This window comes from Trueperella bialowiezensis, assembly GCF_900637955.1.
GTDB classification, from domain to species: domain Bacteria; phylum Actinomycetota; class Actinomycetes; order Actinomycetales; family Actinomycetaceae; genus Trueperella; species Trueperella bialowiezensis.
The window spans coordinates 168,792-187,575 of record NZ_LR134476.1; the positions used below are offsets into that span (position 1 = coordinate 168,792).

Below are 18,784 nucleotides of genomic sequence, written 5' to 3' on the forward strand. Positions count from 1 at the left end.
CGCTACTTGTTTTCTGTGGGGGTTTCTTTATCCTCAATAAACGGCGACTCGTTCGTCAGCTCGTCCGATTCGGGTTCCTCCCCCTCGTCGGTATCGCCGTCAACATACTCCGACTCGCCGAGCGGAATATCCATCTTCGTCACGATCGAGCTACGCAACCACACCGATTCGTCTCCCGACGGCGATTCCAACGTGACGGCGTCGCCATCAATATCAACGATCCGGCCAAGAAAACCAGCCTGCGTCACCACGTTATTACCCACGACGAGCGCCTCGTTACGCTGCTCAATCTGCTGCTGTTGCATCTTGCGTGTGCTACGGCTCATGAGCCAAAACAACAACACTAGGGCGACGGGGAGGATGATGAATTCCATGTTCGGCCGCCTTCCTTTCATTTTTCGCTTAACGAAGCGAGTCTACTCACAAAGCCGCTCGTACTAAAGAAAACAGATCGTGGAGCCAGTCACGAAAAGAGCGTGGCGTCCGGAGGTGTGAGTCCAAGATGCTTCCAGGCGGCGTCGGTAGCCATTCGACCCCTAGGTGTGCGGACGATAAAGCCTTCCCGGACGAGATACGGCTCCGCAACAGTCTCCACAGTCTCCGGCTCTTCACCCACGGACACTGCGAGCGTGGTGAGCCCCACCGGGCCTCCGTTAAACCGTTTGCACAGTGCTTCCAATACTGAGCGGTCGAGACGATCAAGGCCTTTAGCATCGACCTCGAAGACGTCAAGCGCGGCCTGAGCGGCCTCCAAATCAAGGACGCCGCTGCCACGAACTTGAGCCCAGTCCTGGACACGCCGCAAAAGCCGGTTCGCGATACGCGGCGTGCCCCGGGCACGCGAAGCGATTTCGTGCGCTGCCTCTGTGGTCAGCTCGGCATCAAGTTTGATGGCGTTACGTTCAACGATGAGTGCGAGCTCTTCCACGCTATAAAAGTCAAGGTGAGCGGTAAACCCGAAACGATCACGTAGCGGAGCGGGCAGTAACCCGGCACGCGTGGTTGCTCCCACCACAGTAAACGGTGGCAGTGGAAGCGGAATCGAGGTGGCACCAGGCCCCTTACCCACCATGACGTCAACCCGGAAATCCTCCATTGCCAGATAGAGCATTTCTTCAGCAGTACGGGCTAAGCGGTGAATCTCGTCAATAAAAAGCACGTCGCCTTCATGAACAGATGAGAGAATGGCAGCAAGATCACCAGCGTGTTGAATCGCCGGACCGGACGTGAGCCTCAGCGCGCCATTAACTTCGGCGGCGATAATCATCGCGAGTGTTGTTTTCCCAAGGCCCGGTGGGCCGGCAAGGAGCACGTGATCGGCAGGCCGCTGGCGCGCGACAGCGGCCTCGAGCACCAACGACAGCTGATCGCGTACGACCTCTTGCCCGACGAACTCGCTGAGCATCTTCGGCCGAAGTGCAGCCTCCTGTGCCCGTTCGATCTCCGAGGCTTCACTACTGGTGTATTCGCTCACGCCTACCTCCGTTGCCCAAGAATCTGCAACGCGGCTCGCAACAGGTCAGCCACACCACCATCGGGTATCTGCTGGCGTGCGGCGCCCAGTGCGGTGGCTGCATCGTGTTCTTTCCACCCCATGTTGACCAGTGCCGCTACGACCTCGCTATCCGATGCAGATTCGGTTGCGACCGGAGCGCCGCTCGGCTCACCGAGTTTGCCGTCCAGTTCCAACACCATCCGTTGCGCAGTTTTCTTTCCAATTCCGGGTACTTTCACGAGCGCCGCCTCGTTCTTGCTCGCAATCGCATGCCGCAAATCATTTGGCGGGAGAGCCGATAAGATTTGCAGGGCCGAACGCGGACCAATACCCGTCACGGTTTTCAGTACTTCGAAGATTGCCCGCGCGTCGTCGTCACCAAAACCGAAAAGCGTGGGCTCCCCCTCGCGGGAGACAACCATCGTCACGTAAACGAAGCCTTCTTCGCCTACTCGCAAACTGGCGAGCGTGTCCGGTGCCGCAAGGAAAACGTACCCAACCCCGCCAGCTTCGATGACCGCGCTTGACGTGGTGATGCGCAGGACTTGCCCGCGTAAAGATGCGATCATTATTCCTCCGTTTCGAACACCCGTTTGATCTTATCGAAGGTTGGCGCGGGCTGTCATAAGGCGCGCCCGGGCTTACCGACGAATCAACTCTGGCGTTCTTTCGGCTCGACTGCCCCATGACGGCGAGAAATCCGCTCGGCTCCGGCCCAGATTCGTTGCGCGGGAGTCAAATCCGCGCCCTCGGCCCGCGGTAGCATACCTGCTCCCCCGTGCTGAGCCCGATCCACACTGTCCATGTGCAAGGCTCCACCGCGCCACGCGTGGCAGATCGCAATCGCAAGAGCGTCCGCGGCGTCTTTCGGGCGCGGCGGAGCATCAAGCCGCAAAATGCGTTGCACCATGAGCTGGACTTGGTTTTTCTCTGCCCGCCCGTTGCCGGTGACGGCCGCTTTGACTTCCGAGGGCGTATGCATACCCAGCGGTAAACCGGCTTTGGCAGCTGCAAGCATGACAATCCCGGCAACCTGGGCGGTACCAGTCACAGAACGCACGTTTTCTTGCGCAAACACGCGTTCCACCGCGAGCACGTCAGGTTGGTGCCGGGCAATCGCTTCTTCAATCGCCTCAGAAATAAGGAGCAGCCGATAGTGCGGGGCCATTTCAGGTTTGGTTCGCGCGACATCGACGGCCACCATCTGCACCCGGCGGCCGTTGCTAGCCTCGACTATCCCAATCCCGCACCTCGTCAGCCCGGGATCGACTCCCATGATGCGCACTAGGAGTCGTCGGCCTCCAGCTCGGCTTGCACCTCATCGCTGATATCAAGATTCGTGTAGACGTTCTGAATGTCGTCCACATCTTCCAGCGCGTCGATGAGCGCGAGCACTTTGCGTGCAGTAGGTGCATCCACTTGAACCTTGACGGACGGCACGAACTGAACTTCGGCGGAATTGTAATCCACGCCCGCACTTTGCAGGGCTTTACGAACCTCGACGACGTCGTTCGGCTCGCTGATGATTTCGAAGACCTCGCCCTCGTCGTTAATCTCTTCTGCGCCGGCGTCGAGAACAGCCATGAGCAGATCGTCTTCTTCATTGCCCTCGGCGTCTACTTCAACCACGCCCTTGCGCGCGAACATGTAGGCCACGGATCCCGGCTCGGCGAGCGTGCCGCCGTTGCGGGTCAACCCCACGCGCACGTCCGTTGCGGCCCGGTTGCGATTATCGGTCAGCGCTTCCATGAGGATCGCAACGCCGCCCGGGCCGTAGCCTTCGTACATGATCGATTCGTAATCGACGCCTCCGCCGTCCTCACCGCTGCCACGCTTGACTGCCCGGTTGATGTTGTCGTTAGGAACGGAGAGCTTCTTCGCCTTTTGAATGGCGTCATAAAGCGTGGGGTTTCCATCGGGATCTCCACCTCCAGTACGAGCCGCCACCTCAATGTTCTTGACGAGGCGTGCGAACAGCTTGCCGCGCTTGGCATCGTTGGCTGCTTTCTTGTGCTTGGTGGTTGCCCACTTAGAATGTCCGGCCACTAAATCTCCCTTCGAATGGTCTGGGGGTCATTCTACCGCTATTCTTCGACGCGCGTGATAACCGTGCCGTCCCAGCCATCGCGCCATACGGTTGCCATGGCCGCCAGGCCGACGGGAAACACCAGTTCACCCGCATGTGCGACAGCAGCCAATTCGCCTAGATCCCACCAGCGGAACTCATCCAAGAGGGACTGTTCCTGCGCCGTGAGCTTAGCTTCCGCACGCGAATCGATAACTGCCTGTTCGGCGTCGTCCACGTGCACAATGAAATATAGTTCGTCTTGCTTACGTGTTTTGCGAAGAAAACGGAACGTTGAACGCCGATCAAGTACCGGGCCAACCAGGCGTGCGGGTGCGACGGCGAGCCCGGTTTCTTCGCGTAGCTCACGAGCTGCTCCCTCTCGCGCGCTTTCCCCGTCGTCGAGCCCGCCACCGGGAGTGAACCACCAGCGATAGTCCGGATCGTCGACGTCGTGACCAAGAATCAACAACAGCTGACCAGCCGGATTGAACACCACGCAGCGGCCAGCCTGGCGGTGCGGAAAACCATCCGCGTCAAGAGGCCATTCGTGTTCCATTGCACGTCTTTCTGTGTTGAGCGCCTCGATCTGGGCGCGGGCTAGACGAGCGCAAAACGAGAACGAATCGACTGAAGGTGCGCAAGCTTGTCGTTCGCATCAGCCAAATATTCGTTGGAGCCGAGCGTACGCAGGTTATCGTGGCGCACCCGGTTGTGTGCCAGCTGAACCAGTTCGATTTGGAAACTATTCATCGCCTTGCGCCCCTCACCTTGCGGCGCCCCGAGGTAGCGAGCTGCAGATTCTGCCCACGCTTTAGCACGCTGCCGCTCGCGCATCGACAGCACCATGTTCGCCTCGGCAGCCGAAATCCACCCCGAATTCACGTAGGGAATAAGCCCGTTACGTACGGTCATGATTTCCTGATTACGGCTGTAAACCACCATTGCGATGATCAAAATGGCAACCGGCACGTTGTTGACGAACATGTAGGTCTCGTACGTCATCCAATATAGGCCATCATTATTTGTGAAGTGGAAGAACATCGAACCGGCCATCGCAGGCACAAGCCAGCCGAGTAAGGCCACCTTGGAACGGGCATAGACCGCGAAGCCGATGAAGAATCCGAAGAACGCCGTGTAGGCGTCGTGGCTAAGCGGCCCGTCCAACACTCGTATCTGGAAGATTTCCCCAAGTTCGTCATGGTAGTTAGTGAAATACAAAATGTTTTCCGTAAACGCAAAGCCGCCACCGATGATCGCACCGTAGACGATGCCGTCCACCGGACCGTTGAAGTGCTTGCGGAAGAAAAGGAAAATGACGATGATGCCGAGTCCTTTAACGAACTCTTCGATAACGGGTGCACCTATTGATGCGGTAAAGCGGAAGATGTCATTTTCCGAGGCGGTAGCACCAAGGACCGCGGGGGCTAGTGTTTCCTCCCACCACGTGTTCCCGGCCAGTGCAAGAACAACGGCGATACCGCCACCCCACGCTAAGGCCGCGCCGTAAAGCCACAGTGGTTCGGGCTCAAACCTGTCAATGTAAAACACGAACAAGAAGGTGAAAAACAGCGGGATGGCTGCTAGTAGCGCTGACGTAACGAATCCGCTTGCCCCGGCTCCTTCGAGCAGCATGGGCAGGAGGTTGAGGAATCCGAGGACGCCCACCACGCAGATGGTGGTGACCACGAAATAAAAACCGCGCCCGTATCGGCGTACTGGTCTCCACGTTGGAGAAGGATTATTCACCGTTGCCCCTTTCGGCGCGATTCATCCGATCATCAAGGTTCACCGTAATGGGTTCTGGAGCACTTCCCTGCAGGCGCAGCATGCGAACCAGCACGGACTTGCGCAGACGCCGAGCTTGCGAGACGTGATTGTTGTGAAAACGCCGCGTCATCTGCACGGCGATCCGAGCGTTCGTAAGCCTGTCAAGCTCCGGGCTTGCCGTATCTAACTGGTCGACGCTGTGGCATAGCGCACGCGAAAGTTCTGATTCGATGACAAGACGATCTGGGGCGTCCAGTCCCGGAGTTAGGGCCTTCCCCTCGCTATCTTCAACTCGAATATCTTCCCAGCCGTCATTAACAATCGGGTTTGCTGAAGCTTCAAGCGCTTCGGTAGCAACTCCGGCGAGCACGACTGAGCTCGCCGCATCTAACACTCCTGAGCGTGCTACGTGTAGCGCGGCTTTGGCACGCTCGACAAGCGCACGCTCTAAGGCGATACGCGATTTCGTCACGTTCTTGTGTACCCGATCGAGCGAGCGTGCTTGCAATGAGATGACAACGCCGGCAAGCACCAGTACCACGAGCGCGACGATCAGCGCGATCTGCCACCACGCCATTATTCGCCCACCTCGATTCGAGCAGTTCGGATCGCCGTATCGTAAACGGACAGGATGTGCGATGCCACGGTCCCCCAGTCAAAACGCCAGGCCGCTTGGCTTGCAACACGCGCCGTTTCTTCCCGCCGCTGCGGATCTGCCAAAGCCGCGTTGACGACGTCGGCTAAATCATCGGCGTCTTCATTCTTAAAGTGCACACCATATTCGCCGTCGTTGAGCACGGCACGGAATGCTGGGATATCGGACGCGACGACGAACGCTCCAGCACTCATCGCTTCCACCAAGATAATGCCGAAGGACTCTCCGCCCGTGTTCGGGGCGAGGTAGGCGTCCGCACTTCCAAGGAGTAGAGCCTTATCGGCGTCACTGACCCCACCTAAAAACTCCACAGCCTGCGCGTGCTCACCAAACATTGCACGGGCCTGATCGACGTCGCCCCTGCCCGCCACGAGCAGCCGCACGCCCGGGTGTGCTTCCCGAATCTTCCCAAATGCCTGCGCAACCACGGGTAGACCTTTGCGTGGCTCGTCGATCCTCCCCAAGAAAGCGAGAGTTGGTTCCTCAGGTGTACCTGTGAAACGCGGATCTTTTGCGTCGATCTGCATGTCGCGTACGAACACTCCGTTAGGAATGATCCAGGCGTCACCGCCAAGATGCTGGACAGCTGTACGGCGTGCCTCTTCCGACACCGCGATGCGTGCTTGAATCTTATCCAAGATTGGAACGATGATCGGAGCGGCCATCGTGAGCATACGGGAGTGGTCCATCGCCGTGTGGAAAGTGGACACGACGGGGCATTCAGCACTCATCAACGCGAGCATCGACACCGACGGGGTGAACGGTTCGTGCACGTGCAACACGTCAAACTGCCCGGCAGATAACCATTTGCGCACTTCACGGTTGACCTTCGGGCCAAAGGCTAACCGTGCAACTGAGCCGTTATAGCGGATCGGAATAGCTGCCCCCACGGGGTGCACAAAATCTTCGGCAGGCTCGGCTTCTGCTGGTGCAATGACCGAGACGTCGTGGCCTCGCGCAATGAGCTCGGCCGCTAAATCCCGGCAATGGTACTGCACGCCTCCGGGAACGTCCCACGAGTAGCCACAGGCGATTCCAATTTTCATTGTTCTTCCTTCCGTCTCGCCCTGGCGAGACGTTCGGGATCGAGGTCTGCAACGAACACTTTTTGTAGCATATGCCAATCCGTGAGGTGTTCGCGCAAGAGCGGTTCGATCTGGTCGAGCCATTCCTGATTCATCCGAATAATATCGGCTTGCCGCTGGGGCGCGGGAGCATCTGGCTCAACTGCAGAATAAATGGGTTCGCCCACGATCAGTTTGATCCCGTATCGCGTTCCGGCTCGTTTGACTCGCGCGGCGTCGTCGCCAAAATCGGAGGTGGTGATCGTCACCGGAAACATCGGTTCGCCAGTGTGCTGTGCGAGCACCGCTGAGCCCACTGCCACTCGCACAGGATGCCCGGCCATTTTCACTTCGACGCCCGACGCCGACAGGTCGCGGTCCACAAGCAACGGCACGAAAGCGTGTCCAGCTTTCATGTCCTGCGTCAACGCGGAAATAGTGCCCTTCTGCCCGGTCTGATAGATCGTAAGGCCGAGAGACCTGCGAAAGTCGAGGAACAGATCGGCGAGTTCGGGCGGCTGCAGTTTTTCGGCAATCGAATAGGTGGGAGCCAGGTGGGCGCACGCCCATGCTCCTGCAAGATCCCAGTTACCCATGTGTAAGAGCGCACCCGATGCGGAGCGGCCGCTGTTCATGTGGGCGACGAGCTTTTCGCCGTTAACGAGCTCGACGCGCGCCTCGATCTGCTCGGCGGTCAGTGCCGGTAGCCGGAAGGCCTCATAGTAGTAGTCCATATAGGAGCGCATGGCCTTGGCGCTCCGCAGGCGTTGCGCCCACGGCGATTCCAGCGGCTCGATGCGCTGATAGTTTTTGCGAAGTTGTGCGGCGCCTTTCATGTTCGACACCCCGGCGAGCGTGCCTATTGCTCGGAAGAATGCGCGACCTACCGACTCCGGCAGGACTTTGACGAGCCAGATTGCACCTCGGAAGATCGACAGGATGTTCACGCTTCGCCCGCGTCTTTCATCTGCCGGTAGACGTGCACCATACGCTGTATCACGGTGATCAGTGCCAGTACCGCCAAGATCCACAGGCCGATGCCGATCACCCAATGCGGTGCGCCCAACATGGTGGCAATGACCAGTACGAGCGCGGCGACCAGCCGGTCTGCCCGCTCGGCGATCCCCACCGCAGCCGTGTAACCGACGCCCTCAGCACGTGCCCGTACGTACGGCACGATCGAGCCAGCCACGCATGCAGCGATCGCACCACTCACGACGGCAAGCCGCCACGCCTCATCAGCATGCCAGTACCCCCACAGGGCCAGAGCGGCGAAAATAGCGCCGTCCGATACCCGATCCATCGAGGAATCCAAGAAGGCGCCCCACTTTGACGTGGTGCCTGTCAGCCGGGCGATCTGACCATCGAGGTTGTCAAAGATGACGAGGATGGTCGTGATAATCGTGCCTGCGAGCAACATGTTCTGCGGGAAGAAAAACAGCGCTGACAGACTCGACGCGATTCCGCCCACCACCGTGACCGTGTTCGCGCTGATTCCCAGCTTGATAAACAGGCGGGCAATCGGACCGAATAACACCTGCGCCAGCGGGCGCCCCTTGCTCGATAACATTACTGATTCACATGCGCTTCAATGTCGGCGACGATCCGCTCGATCGCCTCGTCGATCGGGATCCCGTTATCTTGCGAACCATCGCGCATACGGAAACTTACCGCGCCGGCCTCGACGTCGTCGCCACCCGCGATGAGCGTGAACGGAATCTTGTCCTTCGACGCGTTGCGGATCTTCTTACCGAAGCGGTCATCAGACTTATCGACCTCCACTCGTACGCCACGGGCACGTAACCGAGCTGCGACGTCGTCGAGATAATCGTTGAACGCCTCGGCCACCGGTATGCAACGCACTTGCACGGGGGCAAGCCACGCTGGGAACTGGCCCGCATAGTGTTCGGTGAGCACACCGAAGAACCGCTCAATCGAGCCGAACAGTGCGCGGTGGATCATGACCGGGCGCTGGCGCGAGCCGTCCGGAGCCGTGTATTCCAGCTCGAAACGTTCCGGCAAGTTGAAGTCCAGCTGGATGGTGGACATCTGCCACGTGCGCCCGAGCGCGTCCTTGGCCTGCACGGAGACTTTGGGACCGTAGAACGCGGCACCTTCGGGATCTGGAACCAGGTCTAGGCCAGAAGCCGTGCAGACCTCTTCCAGAATGCGGGTGGCTTCCTCCCACGTCTCGTCGTCGCCTACGTACTTGTTCGGATCCTTGGTGGACAGTTCGAGGTAGAAATCCTCCAGGCCGTAGTCCTTCAGCAGCGAGAGCACGAAGTCGAGAAGCGTGGTGAGCTCGTCTTTCATCTGTTCGCGCGTACAGTAAATATGCGCGTCATCCTGCGTAAAACCGCGAGCCCGCGTGAGCCCGTGCACCACACCGGAGGCTTCATTACGGTAGACCGTGCCGAACTCGAACAGGCGCAGCGGAAGCTCACGGTACGAGCGGCCGCGAGAGCGGAAGATAAGATTGTGCATCGGGCAGTTCATCGGCTTGAGATAGTAGTCCTGCCCCTGCTTGGTGATGTTGCCGTCGGCATCGCGTACCTCATCCATGTGCATCGGCGGGTACATGCCATCGGCATAGAAGTCGAGGTGGCCGGAAATCTCGAACAGGTTCGCCTTCGTGATATGCGGGGTGTTGACGAAGGAATAGCCCGCCTCCAGGTGCCGTTTGCGCGAGTATTCTTCCATGATCATTCGGATCATTCCGCCCTTGGGGTGGAAGACGGCAAGGCCTGAACCGATTTCGTCCGGGAAGGAGAACAGATCAAGTTCGGCGCCGAGCTTGCGATGATCGCGCTTTTGCGCTTCTTCGATCCGCTTCTTGTAATCCACCAGCTCTGCCTTGGACGGCCACGCGGTGCCGTAGATGCGCTGGAGCGAATCGTTGGCCTGATCGCCACGCCAATAGGCGGCCGACGAACGGGTCAGCGCGAAACCGTTACCGATCAGTTTCGTCGAAGGCAGGTGCGGGCCGCGGCACAGGTCGGTCCACACCACCTCGCCCTTGCGGTTGACGTTGTCATACATCGTCAGCTCGCCGCCACCGACTTCGATGGACGCACCTTCAGCGGCCTGATCGTTGTCAGCATCAGAGCCGCCCTTGAGCTGGACGAGCTCGAGCTTGTACGGCTGGTCGGCAAGCTCCGTGTGGGCGTCGTCGTCGGAAATGACCCTGCGGCAAAACCGCTGGCCCTCCTTGACGATCCGCTTCATGTCCTTTTCCAACTCCGCAAGAAGCTCGGGCGTGACGGGATCGATATTGCCGAAATCGTAGTAAAAGCCGTCCGTAATAAACGGGCCGATACCCAGATTGACGTCTGGGAACTTGTTTTGCACAGCCTGGGCGAGAACGTGCGTGGCGGAATGCCGCAAAATATTGAGCCCATCTTGTTCGTGGATCGACACGCCCTCAACAACGGCCCCATCTGCAAAGCTGTACAGGTCCCGGTCTAAGTCCACTAATTCGCCATCAACCCGCAAAGCGACGATATCCCGATTCGCCGTATAGTGTTCGATGCCGGTGATTGGCTGGTCAATGTTCAGGGTCTCGCCGTCGATGACTAGGTTCGGCACAGGGGCTCCTTCCGCATAAATGTACGCACATACAAGGCACGCACGGGCTCAATCATACCCCTGACCGTGCCGCGCCCGGAACTTGGACATGTGAAGCCCCGCATACGGCGGTACGATCAGCTCATGGCGTTGAGCGTGTTTGATCTTTTCAAGATAGGTATTGGTCCGTCGTCGTCCCACACGGTTGGCCCGATGATTGCGGCGGCGCGGTTTGCACGCAAACTTCCCGATACCGTGACGAAAGTGACGTGTACGCTCTACGGCTCGCTGGGTGCCACCGGGATTGGTCACGGCACGGACAAAGCGGTGATCCTCGGCCTTATGGGCGAAGATCCCGCTCACGTTGATCCGATTGAGGCCGACGACGCCGTCGCCCGCGTTCGCAAAAACCAGCGCCTCGCACTGGCTACCGCGGCGGGCACCAGCCCCATTGACTTCACGCCGGCAACCGACATCGTTTTGGTGGGTCGGACAGAGCTGCCTGGGCATCCCAATGGGATGACCTTCGTCGCTTGGCAGGGCACAGACCAGCTTCTTGCGGAAACGTACTATTCGGTGGGTGGCGGCTTCGTCGTCAACGCGGAAGATGCAGATAAGGAAGTCGCGCCCACGCACAGCCTGCCCTATCCGTTCACGACGGGGGCGCAGCTACTCGAGATTTGCGAAGCCACGGGCATGTCAATCGCCGAGGTGGCACTGGAGAACGAGTTGGCGATGCGCACGCGCGCCGACATCTCCTCGGGGCTCGCGGATATTTGGCAGGTGATGGAAGAGTGCGTGTGCAACGGTTACACCCGTGAAGGTATCCTCCCTGGCGGGTTGAACGTGCTAAGGCGTGCCCCGGGCATGCACGCGTCGTTGAAAGCAGAGTCGTCCGGCACCGATCCCCTGCGCGCAATGGATTGGATCACCCTGTACGCGCTGGCTGTGAACGAGGAAAACGCCGGAGGCGGGCGTGTGGTGACCGCACCAACAAACGGCGCGGCCGGCATCATTCCCGCAGTTATGCACTATTGCCGCGACTTTCTGCCAGACTTCGGCCCGGCTGCCGTCGAAAAGTTCCTCCTGACCGCAGGCGCAATCGGCATGATCTTTAAAACAATGGCCTCAATTTCCGGGGCGGAAGTTGGCTGCCAAGGCGAGGTCGGTTCGGCGTGTTCAATGGCTGCCGCCGGGCTCGCCGCCGTCTTAGGCGGCACGCCCCAACAAGTCGAAAACGCCGCCGAAATCGCAATGGAACATAACCTTGGGCTCACCTGCGACCCTATTGGCGGGCTGGTTCAAATCCCGTGCATTGAACGCAACGCGATCGCCGCAATCAAAGCGGTGGCCGCCGCCCGTACGGCGATGCGCGGCGACGGCTCGCACATGGTCTCTCTCGACGACGTCATTACCACCATGCGCGAAACCGGCCGGGACATGCAGGCCAAGTACAAAGAGACCGCCCTTGGCGGGCTAGCCGTCCACGTCGGGCTCGGTGTCAACGTCGTCGAATGCTAGTCAATACCGCGAGCGGCCGCCCAGCGGGACAGCTCTTTCCGGTTCGATAATTGCAGCTTGCGCAGGCACGCCGACACGTGGGTCTCAATCGTCTTCACCGAGATGAAGAGCTCTGCCGCCGCCTCTTTGTAGGTGTAGCCGCGGGCGATGAGCCGCATGACTTCTTGTTCGCGAGCCGAAAGCCTGTCGAGTTCCTCGTCTTGGTCGGCAACGGCTGCCGCGCTCGTTCCGAAGGCATCCAACACGAAACCGGCAAGCTTGGGCGAAAACGCGGCATCTCCAGCCATCACCCGCTGCATCGCCTCGATAAGCTCCGTACTGTTAATCGACTTCGTGACGTAGCCGCGAGCTCCGGCGCGAATCACTGAGACGACGTCGTCGGCAGCGTCCGACACCGACAGGGCGAGAAACCGTGGTTTGTTGCCGTGCCCGGTAAACACGCGTCGCAGCACTTCGGCTCCCCCGCCACCGTGTCCGCCGGGTAGATGAACATCGAGAAGCACGACGTCGGAGGGAACCGTAGCGATGACGTCCACCGCTTCATCGACGCTTGCGGCCTGCCCCACTACCTGGATCCCGTCGTGCGCGTCGATTTGGGCGATGATACCCGCCCGTACCAGATCGTGATCATCAACCACAATGACCCTCATAAGCTCTCCTCCCTACGGTTGTCTGCCTGCGGGTTTAACTGAAGATGCACTTCCGTGCCGCCCGATTGCAAGGGCGTGCGGATTGTTGCCCGGCCGCCGGCCCGTTCCATCCGCCCATAAATCGAATGCCGGATCCCGATCCGATCCTCTGCCACGGCGCCCAGATCGAAGCCGGCTCCCCGGTCGCGGATCCACACATCGGCACCCTCGCCGAGCTCGCCGTAGACCGAGACCGGACCTTCTCCGTGTTTGCATGCGTTCGTCAGCGCTTCGCCCGCAGCTTCAATGAGGGCTCGGCCTGCCGGTGTGGGTTGCTGATCGCCGGTGATCACGACGTCGATTTCCACCCCGTAAGCATTCTCCACGTCACGTGCCTTCGCCGTCAACGCGTCAGCTAGGGACGTGTCCGCATCCGCACGGTTCGAATACAGGTAATCACGCAGCTCCTGTTCCTGTTGTCGAGCCAACACACGCACCTCGTGCGGACTGTCGGCACGAGCCCGGATAAGGGCCAACGTCTGCAAGACCGAATCGTGCAAGTGGGCGGCAATATCTGCGCGAGTTTCTTCGCGTATACGCTGCTCATCGATCTCTTTGACGAGCGTGGCGGAACGAGCCAATGCCGGATAGAGCACAAAAGCTGCCGCCGCTAGCACCGCAATCCCGCTCAAAATCGCCGTCTCAAACGTGCTGCTCGGCCTGCTGTTCGTCACCAAAATAATCGCACCGAGAGCCGCAATAACCAGACCTGCCAGCATCGTGGCAGTCGACGCACGCGAACCCCGGCTACTCCACGCGATTCCCGCACCGACGACAATCAACGCCACGCAAAGAGCGTTCATCACGTAGAGATTACCGGCTCCGATGATCAGGCCAAACACGATGATTGCAAGAAGGAAAATAAGTGCAGCCGCCGTCAACTTCGACGAATCCGGCCGTAATTTCACCAACGGTTTTGCTAGCCGCTGGTTTTCTACTGCGACGGCGGGCCGCTCGCGCGGCGTCGTCAATGCGAGCGCAACGTAAATAACCGGAACGATACCCGTCCACGCCAACGCAACACAGCCAAGTCGCCAGGCCCACGTTTTCCCGCCAAGGTGCACCGCGAGCCCCCGGCACACGCCTGCCACCATCATCGGCTCACGGCGAGCCAGCTCCGGGCGTTGCCGTGCCCACGGTGCTCGTAAATCAGAATATGTGTTCACGGTTTAAGGCTCTCACCGATGCGCTCAAAGTCCAAGGAATAAGGCGAAAATCAGGGAAGAATCAGGGGTGTTAAGGGTCGCTGAGGTCGGCCATTTAGCGAAGACTTAAGCCATGAACATTTTCGACAAGATTCGTTCCCGTCCGATCCGGCGTACCCCAGACAGATTACTCGGTGGAGTATGCGCCGGGCTCGCACACAGGTGGGGGCTCTCCCCCGCCATCGTGCGCATCCTCGCACTACTCATCATTCCAGTCGGCGGTCTTGGGCTATTGGTGTACGGGCTAGGCTGGCTATTCATTCCCGACTACGACACCGAAGACATCGTCGCGGAGCGAGCTTTGCGTGACCCCGATTCCACGTTAGCCGCCGGAATCGTTCTCACCCTCCTTGGATTACTGGCATTCGTTCCGTTTACCGTGTTTTGGCTCGGACTTTTCATGGATGTCCGCGGCGGCGAATGGTTCTTCATCCTCGTGTTTATCGTCGCTGTGATCGCCCTTCTCGCTGTGATCCGCATGCGTATGAAAGCTCAAGCGCACACGTACGTGCCAAGCGAGCCGGCGTACACTGCCGCGCCCACCCAGCCATTCGTCTCCCCGGAACCCGCACCTAAAAAGCTGCGCAAACGCAAAGTAACTCCGGCAATATCACATCGCTACGCAACAGCGTTCACCGCACTGGCACTCGCGGGAGCAGCTCTCGCACTCCTTTTTACCGGCAGGTACCTGGCAAGCATTCTCATGGCGCTATCTGTAGCGCTCGGTATCCTGGCTCTCGGCGTTTTCCTCGCGGGTATCCGAGGCAAACGTGCAACATGGCTCACAGCACTAACCTGGCTGATCGGATTTCCCACAGCGATCGCACTGGCTGTATCGCTTGTGATTCCCACGAGGTTTTTACTGGCGGAAAACCTGAAGGTCTTCCACTACGACGACGGGACCACGACGCCGTCGCTGTTCTACCGCCACACATCCCAGGTCACCAAGCCGATCTCAAAGAACGCCATCACCGATGTTGATACGCTCGCGGTTCATAACGGCCTACGTATCGTGTCCGAGGACGTTCCGGTCATTTACCGGCTTACTCGAGATGAGGAAGCTCTTGGGCCTTCCCGCATCTTCTACGCCACACTCAGGCCATGGAAACTTGTCCACGACGGCAACGAACTACTCACACCGATGGCTGTGGAATCTCCCGATCTGTATGAGGACGTCCTGGCTCACTACGGGGCTCACGACAACCTAGAACCCGGTGACACCATTGAGGTTCATAGCCCGGCCGCCGTCGCAGATCCGGATAAGGCCACCGTGATTTCTATCCGCTATGCCTACGGCGACTTCGAATTCCATGGAGAAAGTCCGGGCGACATGCCGTGGAGCCAGTGGCTAGAGTCCGCAACCCCGGCTGAAACCCCTGAACAGCAAGCAACCACCACGACGACGGAAGGACAGTAAATGCGTGCAACCACATCAACACTTGGGGCATTCGGAATCATCACGGCCGTTTCTGGCGTCATCCGGGCAGCCGGAGCGCAGATCGACGCCCGGGTGATCGTTATCGCAGCGCTGTTAATCTTGGCAGCCCTGCTGGCCATCAGCGCATTCGTTGGACCCAAAGCACCCGAGGCTGCCGACGGCGACGACGTCAGCGCTGACGTGCATGCGAGCGCCGAGGCGGACGCCGCGTCCATCTAGCGCCGTACGGTTCCCGGGGTACACGTTCACTTCCGGGGGTAGCAGATCCGGCGATTTGTCTACCCCGGGAACGCAACGGGTACCCCCGGAACGCTAAGGCCGAGCCTGCGCTACCCCACGCACCGCGCAGATAAGCAAAAAGCCCCGGGCAAAGCCGGGGCTTGGTGGGCGATACTGGACTCGAACCAGTGACCTCTTCCGTGTCGGGGAAGCGCGCTAACCAACTGCGCCAATCGCCCTAGTGATTGAGAGGTGGGTACGGGATTCGAACCCGTGTATACGGCTTTGCAGGCCGCTGCCTCGCCTCTCGGCCAACCCACCAGGAGTTGAAGCGGACACCCGCTTTATGGCCATCGAGCGGACGACGGGATTCGAACCCGCGACCCCCACCTTGGCAAGGTGGTGCTCTACCAGCTGAGCTACGTCCGCGAACTCTCGTTTGAGTGCTTGACTAATATAGCCAGTTAGCCTCGAGAAAGTCTAATCCTGAAAACATGATGTGTGCCACCACGATACTGGTTTGCGCAAAGGCGGCCAGGTCGGCTATTGTCAGTGGGCAGTTGGTTATTGCCAGCTCATCTTAGGGCGATTAGCGTAGTGGTAGCGCGCTTCCTTCACACGGAAGAGGTCACTGGTTCGATCCCAGTATCGCCCACCACATCGGATTGTTATCCACCGCATCGCGCGAGCCTCGTTGCACTGCCGCGGCCATCAGCGAAAAAGCACACATCACAGTGTTTTGGCATAAAGTTTTGCCGCAAACATGAGAGTCTTAAGGCATGGAAGTTTGGCCTGGTAAACCTTATCCGCTCGGTGCCACCTACGATGGCACGGGCACTAATTTTGCGATCTTTTCGTCGGTTGCGGACAAGATCGAGCTGTGCTTAATTGACGACGACCTCAATGAGAAGCGCATCGAGCTCAAAGAGGTCGACGCGCACGTTTGGCACTGCTACCTACCGGGTATTCGCCCTGGTCAACGGTACGGGTTCCGTGTACACGGGCCGTATGATCCGGCTGCTGGGCACCGGTGTGATCCGTCGAAGATTCTACTCGACCCATACGCGAAGGCCATTGAGGGGCAGGTGGAAAATCACCAGGCCAATTTCAGTTACGACTTCTTCGACAATTCGAAGCGTTCTGAACTTGATTCACTCGGGCACACGATGCTGTCTGTGGTCATTAACCCGTTCTTTGACTGGGGGCATGATCGCCCGCCGAAGCATCCCTATCACAAGTCCGTCATTTACGAAGCGCACTTGAAAGGCATGACCCAGCTGCATCCGGAGATCCCCGAATCTTTACGCGGCACCTACATGGGTATGGCGCATCCGGCCATGGTGGATTACTTGAAGGAGCTCGGCGTCACCGCAGTGGAGCTTATGCCGATCCACCAGTACGTGAACGACACGTCGCTTATCGAAAAAGGGCTGTCGAACTACTGGGGATACAACACGATCGGCTTCTTTGCGCCACAGAACACCTATTCGTCGTCGGGCGAACGTGGCTCGCAAGTTGACGAGTTCAAATCGATGGTCAAGGCCTACCATGCCGCTGATATTGAGGTGATCCTCGACGTCGTCTACAACCACACGGCAGAAGGCAACCATATGGGTCCGACCCTATCGTTCCGCGGAATCGATAACTCTGCCTACTACCGTCTGGTGGAAGACGACAAGGCGCACTACTTCGACACCACTGGTACGGGTAATTCGCTCAACATGTCATCTCCGCATTCGCTGCAGCTGATCATGGATTCGCTGCGCTACTGGGTCGTTGACATGCACGTGGACGGCTTCCGCTTCGATTTGGCATCCACGTTGGCGCGCGAACTCCACGCAGTGGATAAGCTGTCGTCGTTCTTTGACATCATTCAGCAAGACCCGATCATTTCGCAGGTCAAGCTCATTGCTGAGCCGTGGGACGTGGGCGAAGGCGGCTATAACGTGGGCGAGTTCCCGCCGTTGTGGACGGAGTGGAATGGGGATTATCGCGACACGATGCGTGATTTCTGGCGTGGGGAACCCTCGGTGCTGTCCGAGTTCGCAAGTAGGTTCGCTGGCTCGTCAGATCTTTATGAGCATTCGGGGCGCCGCCCGTTCGCGTCGATCAACTTCATCACTGCACACGATGGTTTCACGCTTCGCGACCTCGTGTCATACAACCACAAGCACAACGACGCCAACGGAGAAGACGGCGCCGACGGCGAAAACCACAACCGCTCGTGGAACCACGGCGTGGAAGGCCACACGGACGATCCGGAAATCAAGGCGCTTCGGATGCGGCAAATCAAAAATTTCTTCACGACGTTGCTCACCTCGCAGGGTGTTCCAATGATTTCGCACGGCGACGAAATCGGCCGCACACAAAACGGCAACAACAACACGTATGCTCAGGACAACGAGCTGTCGTGGGTGAACTGGGAACTTGATGCGGATCAAATTGAGATCCATCGTTTCGTCCGAGAGTTGATTGCGATGCGTCGCGACCATCCGGTGTTCCGGCGTCGGCGTTTCTTCCAGGGCGACGCCGGGCGCGGCGGCGAATCCGAACTGGGCGACATCATGTGGTTCGCGAACAACGGCCAGGTGATGGCAGATGAGGATTGGGATACGTGGTATGCCCGCTCCGTCATGGTCTACTTGAACGGTGATCGTATTGCGGAGCCGGACGCGCGTGGAAACCCGGTCCTTGATGACGACTTCCTCCTTGCTTTCAACGCCTCGGAAGAGGATCTTGACTTCACGATCCCGGCAACTGATGAGGAACAAAAGTGGGTCGAAGTTCTCTCGACCGATTGTGAGGCGAATTGCGCGGACGAGTACATGTCAGGCGATACGTTCCCGGTAAAGTCGCGTTCGATCACGATTTTGGTGCGTTACCGTGCAGATCGCCATTCTCTCCTTGACATTGATAGTTCTGAGGAGGCAGAGCAAACGGCGTCGTCTGTGCCTGAGGCTAAAGATTCCGAGCCTGCTGCCGAAGAGCCTGTGGCTGATGCAGACGCGCCAGCATCTACAGTAAAGGCGAAACCAGCTAAGACTAAGAAGTCGCGGTAACTACCGGAGCTACTGTGTAGGCGGGTCCCCACAACGCCGG

The 18,784-nt window shown here is 58.9% G+C and carries 18 protein-coding genes and 4 tRNA genes; 5 read left to right on the top strand and 17 right to left on the bottom strand.

Annotation, left to right across the window (positions count from 1 at the left end; translation table 11 throughout):
• Window positions 1-2: 2 nt before the first annotated feature.
• From EL234_RS00770 to thrS, 12 genes are all read right to left on the bottom strand, one after another.
• A complete protein-coding gene (locus tag EL234_RS00770) occupies window positions 3-374 on the bottom strand; it encodes a preprotein translocase subunit YajC (protein ID WP_164712261.1) in 372 nt (123 codons plus the stop codon).
• Between the two features lie 89 nt (window positions 375-463).
• Window positions 464-1,474, bottom strand: coding sequence for a Holliday junction branch migration DNA helicase RuvB (gene ruvB, locus EL234_RS00775; protein ID WP_126415680.1), 1,011 nt, complete (start codon window positions 1,472-1,474; stop codon window positions 464-466).
• 2 nt (window positions 1,475-1,476) lie between these two features.
• Entirely contained in the window at window positions 1,477-2,064 is a 588-nt protein-coding gene (gene ruvA, locus EL234_RS00780) for a Holliday junction branch migration protein RuvA (protein ID WP_126415681.1), read from the bottom strand.
• An 83-nt stretch (window positions 2,065-2,147) separates the two neighbouring features.
• The gene (gene ruvC, locus EL234_RS00785) at window positions 2,148-2,780 is read right to left on the bottom strand and encodes a crossover junction endodeoxyribonuclease RuvC (protein WP_126415682.1); all 633 of its coding nucleotides are present in this window, start codon (window positions 2,778-2,780) and stop codon (window positions 2,148-2,150) included.
• The gene (locus tag EL234_RS00790; protein ID WP_126415683.1) at window positions 2,780-3,541 is read right to left on the bottom strand and encodes a YebC/PmpR family DNA-binding transcriptional regulator; all 762 of its coding nucleotides are present in this window, start codon (window positions 3,539-3,541) and stop codon (window positions 2,780-2,782) included. The genes ruvC and EL234_RS00790 overlap by 1 nt, the downstream gene beginning before the upstream one ends.
• Before the next feature lie 38 nt (window positions 3,542-3,579).
• Window positions 3,580-4,119 (bottom strand): NUDIX hydrolase, encoded by a 540-nt coding sequence (locus EL234_RS00795; RefSeq protein ID WP_126415684.1) that lies wholly within the window; start codon window positions 4,117-4,119, stop codon window positions 3,580-3,582.
• Window positions 4,120-4,160: 41 nt separating this feature from the next.
• On the bottom strand, window positions 4,161-5,309 hold the full coding sequence (locus tag EL234_RS00800) for a PrsW family intramembrane metalloprotease (RefSeq protein WP_126415685.1): 1,149 nt from the start codon (window positions 5,307-5,309) through the stop codon (window positions 4,161-4,163).
• A complete protein-coding gene (locus EL234_RS00805) occupies window positions 5,302-5,907 on the bottom strand; it encodes a hypothetical protein (protein WP_126415686.1) in 606 nt (201 codons plus the stop codon). Before EL234_RS00805 ends, EL234_RS00800 begins: the two co-directional genes overlap by 8 nt.
• Window positions 5,907-7,031, bottom strand: coding sequence for a glycosyltransferase family 4 protein (locus tag EL234_RS00810; protein WP_126415687.1), 1,125 nt, complete (start codon window positions 7,029-7,031; stop codon window positions 5,907-5,909). Before EL234_RS00810 ends, EL234_RS00805 begins: the two co-directional genes overlap by 1 nt.
• Window positions 7,028-7,996 (bottom strand): phosphatidylinositol mannoside acyltransferase, encoded by a 969-nt coding sequence (locus tag EL234_RS00815; RefSeq protein WP_164712262.1) that lies wholly within the window; start codon window positions 7,994-7,996, stop codon window positions 7,028-7,030. The genes EL234_RS00810 and EL234_RS00815 overlap by 4 nt, the downstream gene beginning before the upstream one ends.
• On the bottom strand, window positions 7,993-8,619 hold the full coding sequence (pgsA, locus tag EL234_RS00820; protein ID WP_126415689.1) for a phosphatidylinositol phosphate synthase: 627 nt from the start codon (window positions 8,617-8,619) through the stop codon (window positions 7,993-7,995). The genes EL234_RS00815 and pgsA overlap by 4 nt, the downstream gene beginning before the upstream one ends.
• Window positions 8,619-10,634, bottom strand: coding sequence for a threonine--tRNA ligase (thrS, locus tag EL234_RS00825; RefSeq protein ID WP_126415690.1), 2,016 nt, complete (start codon window positions 10,632-10,634; stop codon window positions 8,619-8,621). Before thrS ends, pgsA begins: the two co-directional genes overlap by 1 nt.
• Window positions 10,635-10,757: 123 nt before the next feature.
• Between thrS and EL234_RS00830 the strand changes: the two genes are divergently transcribed.
• Window positions 10,758-12,134 carry an L-serine ammonia-lyase gene (locus EL234_RS00830; RefSeq protein WP_126415691.1) on the top strand — a complete coding sequence of 459 codons (1,377 nt, stop codon included), beginning with the start codon at window positions 10,758-10,760 and terminating at the stop codon, window positions 12,132-12,134.
• Here EL234_RS00830 and EL234_RS00835 read toward each other — a convergent pair.
• Together EL234_RS00835 and EL234_RS00840 are read right to left on the bottom strand one after the other, a co-directional pair.
• Window positions 12,131-12,784 (bottom strand): response regulator, encoded by a 654-nt coding sequence (locus EL234_RS00835; RefSeq protein ID WP_126415692.1) that lies wholly within the window; start codon window positions 12,782-12,784, stop codon window positions 12,131-12,133. The genes EL234_RS00830 and EL234_RS00835 overlap by 4 nt on opposite strands.
• Window positions 12,781-13,989: an ATP-binding protein gene (locus tag EL234_RS00840; protein ID WP_126415693.1), complete on the bottom strand. Its 1,209-nt coding sequence runs from the start codon at window positions 13,987-13,989 to the stop codon at window positions 12,781-12,783. The genes EL234_RS00835 and EL234_RS00840 overlap by 4 nt, the downstream gene beginning before the upstream one ends.
• 112 nt (window positions 13,990-14,101) lie before the next feature.
• Between EL234_RS00840 and EL234_RS00845 the strand changes: the two genes are divergently transcribed.
• Together EL234_RS00845 and EL234_RS00850 are read left to right on the top strand one after the other, a co-directional pair.
• Window positions 14,102-15,445, top strand: a complete 1,344-nt coding sequence (locus EL234_RS00845) for a PspC domain-containing protein (protein WP_126415694.1) — start codon at window positions 14,102-14,104, stop codon at window positions 15,443-15,445.
• Window positions 15,446-15,685, top strand: a complete 240-nt coding sequence (locus tag EL234_RS00850) for a hypothetical protein (RefSeq protein ID WP_126415695.1) — start codon at window positions 15,446-15,448, stop codon at window positions 15,683-15,685.
• A gap of 162 nt (window positions 15,686-15,847) precedes the next feature.
• Here the strand turns inward: EL234_RS00850 and EL234_RS00855 are convergent.
• The 3 genes from EL234_RS00855 to EL234_RS00865 form a co-directional block, all read right to left on the bottom strand.
• A tRNA-Val gene (locus tag EL234_RS00855) sits at window positions 15,848-15,924 on the bottom strand.
• A gap of 11 nt (window positions 15,925-15,935) precedes the next feature.
• Window positions 15,936-16,006 (bottom strand) — tRNA-Cys (locus EL234_RS00860).
• Window positions 16,007-16,041: 35 nt separating this feature from the next.
• A tRNA-Gly gene (locus EL234_RS00865) sits at window positions 16,042-16,114 on the bottom strand.
• 154 nt (window positions 16,115-16,268) lie between these two features.
• On the opposite strand from EL234_RS00865, the gene EL234_RS00870 reads away from it, so the two are divergent.
• Together EL234_RS00870 and glgX are read left to right on the top strand one after the other, a co-directional pair.
• Window positions 16,269-16,343: transfer RNA gene (locus EL234_RS00870), tRNA-Val, on the top strand.
• Between the two features lie 121 nt (window positions 16,344-16,464).
• A complete protein-coding gene (gene glgX / locus EL234_RS00875) occupies window positions 16,465-18,744 on the top strand; it encodes a glycogen debranching protein GlgX (RefSeq protein WP_126415696.1) in 2,280 nt (759 codons plus the stop codon).
• Window positions 18,745-18,784: the final 40 nt, after the last annotated feature.

Bases quoted from the DNA above. Each gene is read 5' to 3' on its own strand.
- EL234_RS00770 (WP_164712261.1), bottom strand. From the start codon at position 374: ATGGAATTCATCATCCTCCCCGTCGCCCTAGTGTTGTTGTTTTGGCTC.
- ruvA (WP_126415681.1), bottom strand. From the start codon at position 2,064: ATGATCGCATCTTTACGCGGGCAAGTCCTGCGCATCACCACGTCAAGC.
- EL234_RS00795 (WP_126415684.1), bottom strand. From the start codon at position 4,119: ATGGAACACGAATGGCCTCTTGACGCGGATGGTTTTCCGCACCGCCAG.
- EL234_RS00805 (WP_126415686.1), bottom strand. From the start codon at position 5,907: ATGGCGTGGTGGCAGATCGCGCTGATCGTCGCGCTCGTGGTACTGGTG.
- EL234_RS00810 (WP_126415687.1), bottom strand. From the start codon at position 7,031: ATGAAAATTGGAATCGCCTGTGGCTACTCGTGGGACGTTCCCGGAGGC.
- pgsA (WP_126415689.1), bottom strand. From the start codon at position 8,619: ATGTTATCGAGCAAGGGGCGCCCGCTGGCGCAGGTGTTATTCGGTCCG.
- EL234_RS00830 (WP_126415691.1), top strand. From the start codon at position 10,758: ATGGCGTTGAGCGTGTTTGATCTTTTCAAGATAGGTATTGGTCCGTCG.
- EL234_RS00835 (WP_126415692.1), bottom strand. From the start codon at position 12,784: ATGAGGGTCATTGTGGTTGATGATCACGATCTGGTACGGGCGGGTATC.
- EL234_RS00845 (WP_126415694.1), top strand. From the start codon at position 14,102: ATGAACATTTTCGACAAGATTCGTTCCCGTCCGATCCGGCGTACCCCA.
- EL234_RS00850 (WP_126415695.1), top strand. From the start codon at position 15,446: ATGCGTGCAACCACATCAACACTTGGGGCATTCGGAATCATCACGGCC.
- glgX (WP_126415696.1), top strand. From the start codon at position 16,465: ATGGAAGTTTGGCCTGGTAAACCTTATCCGCTCGGTGCCACCTACGAT.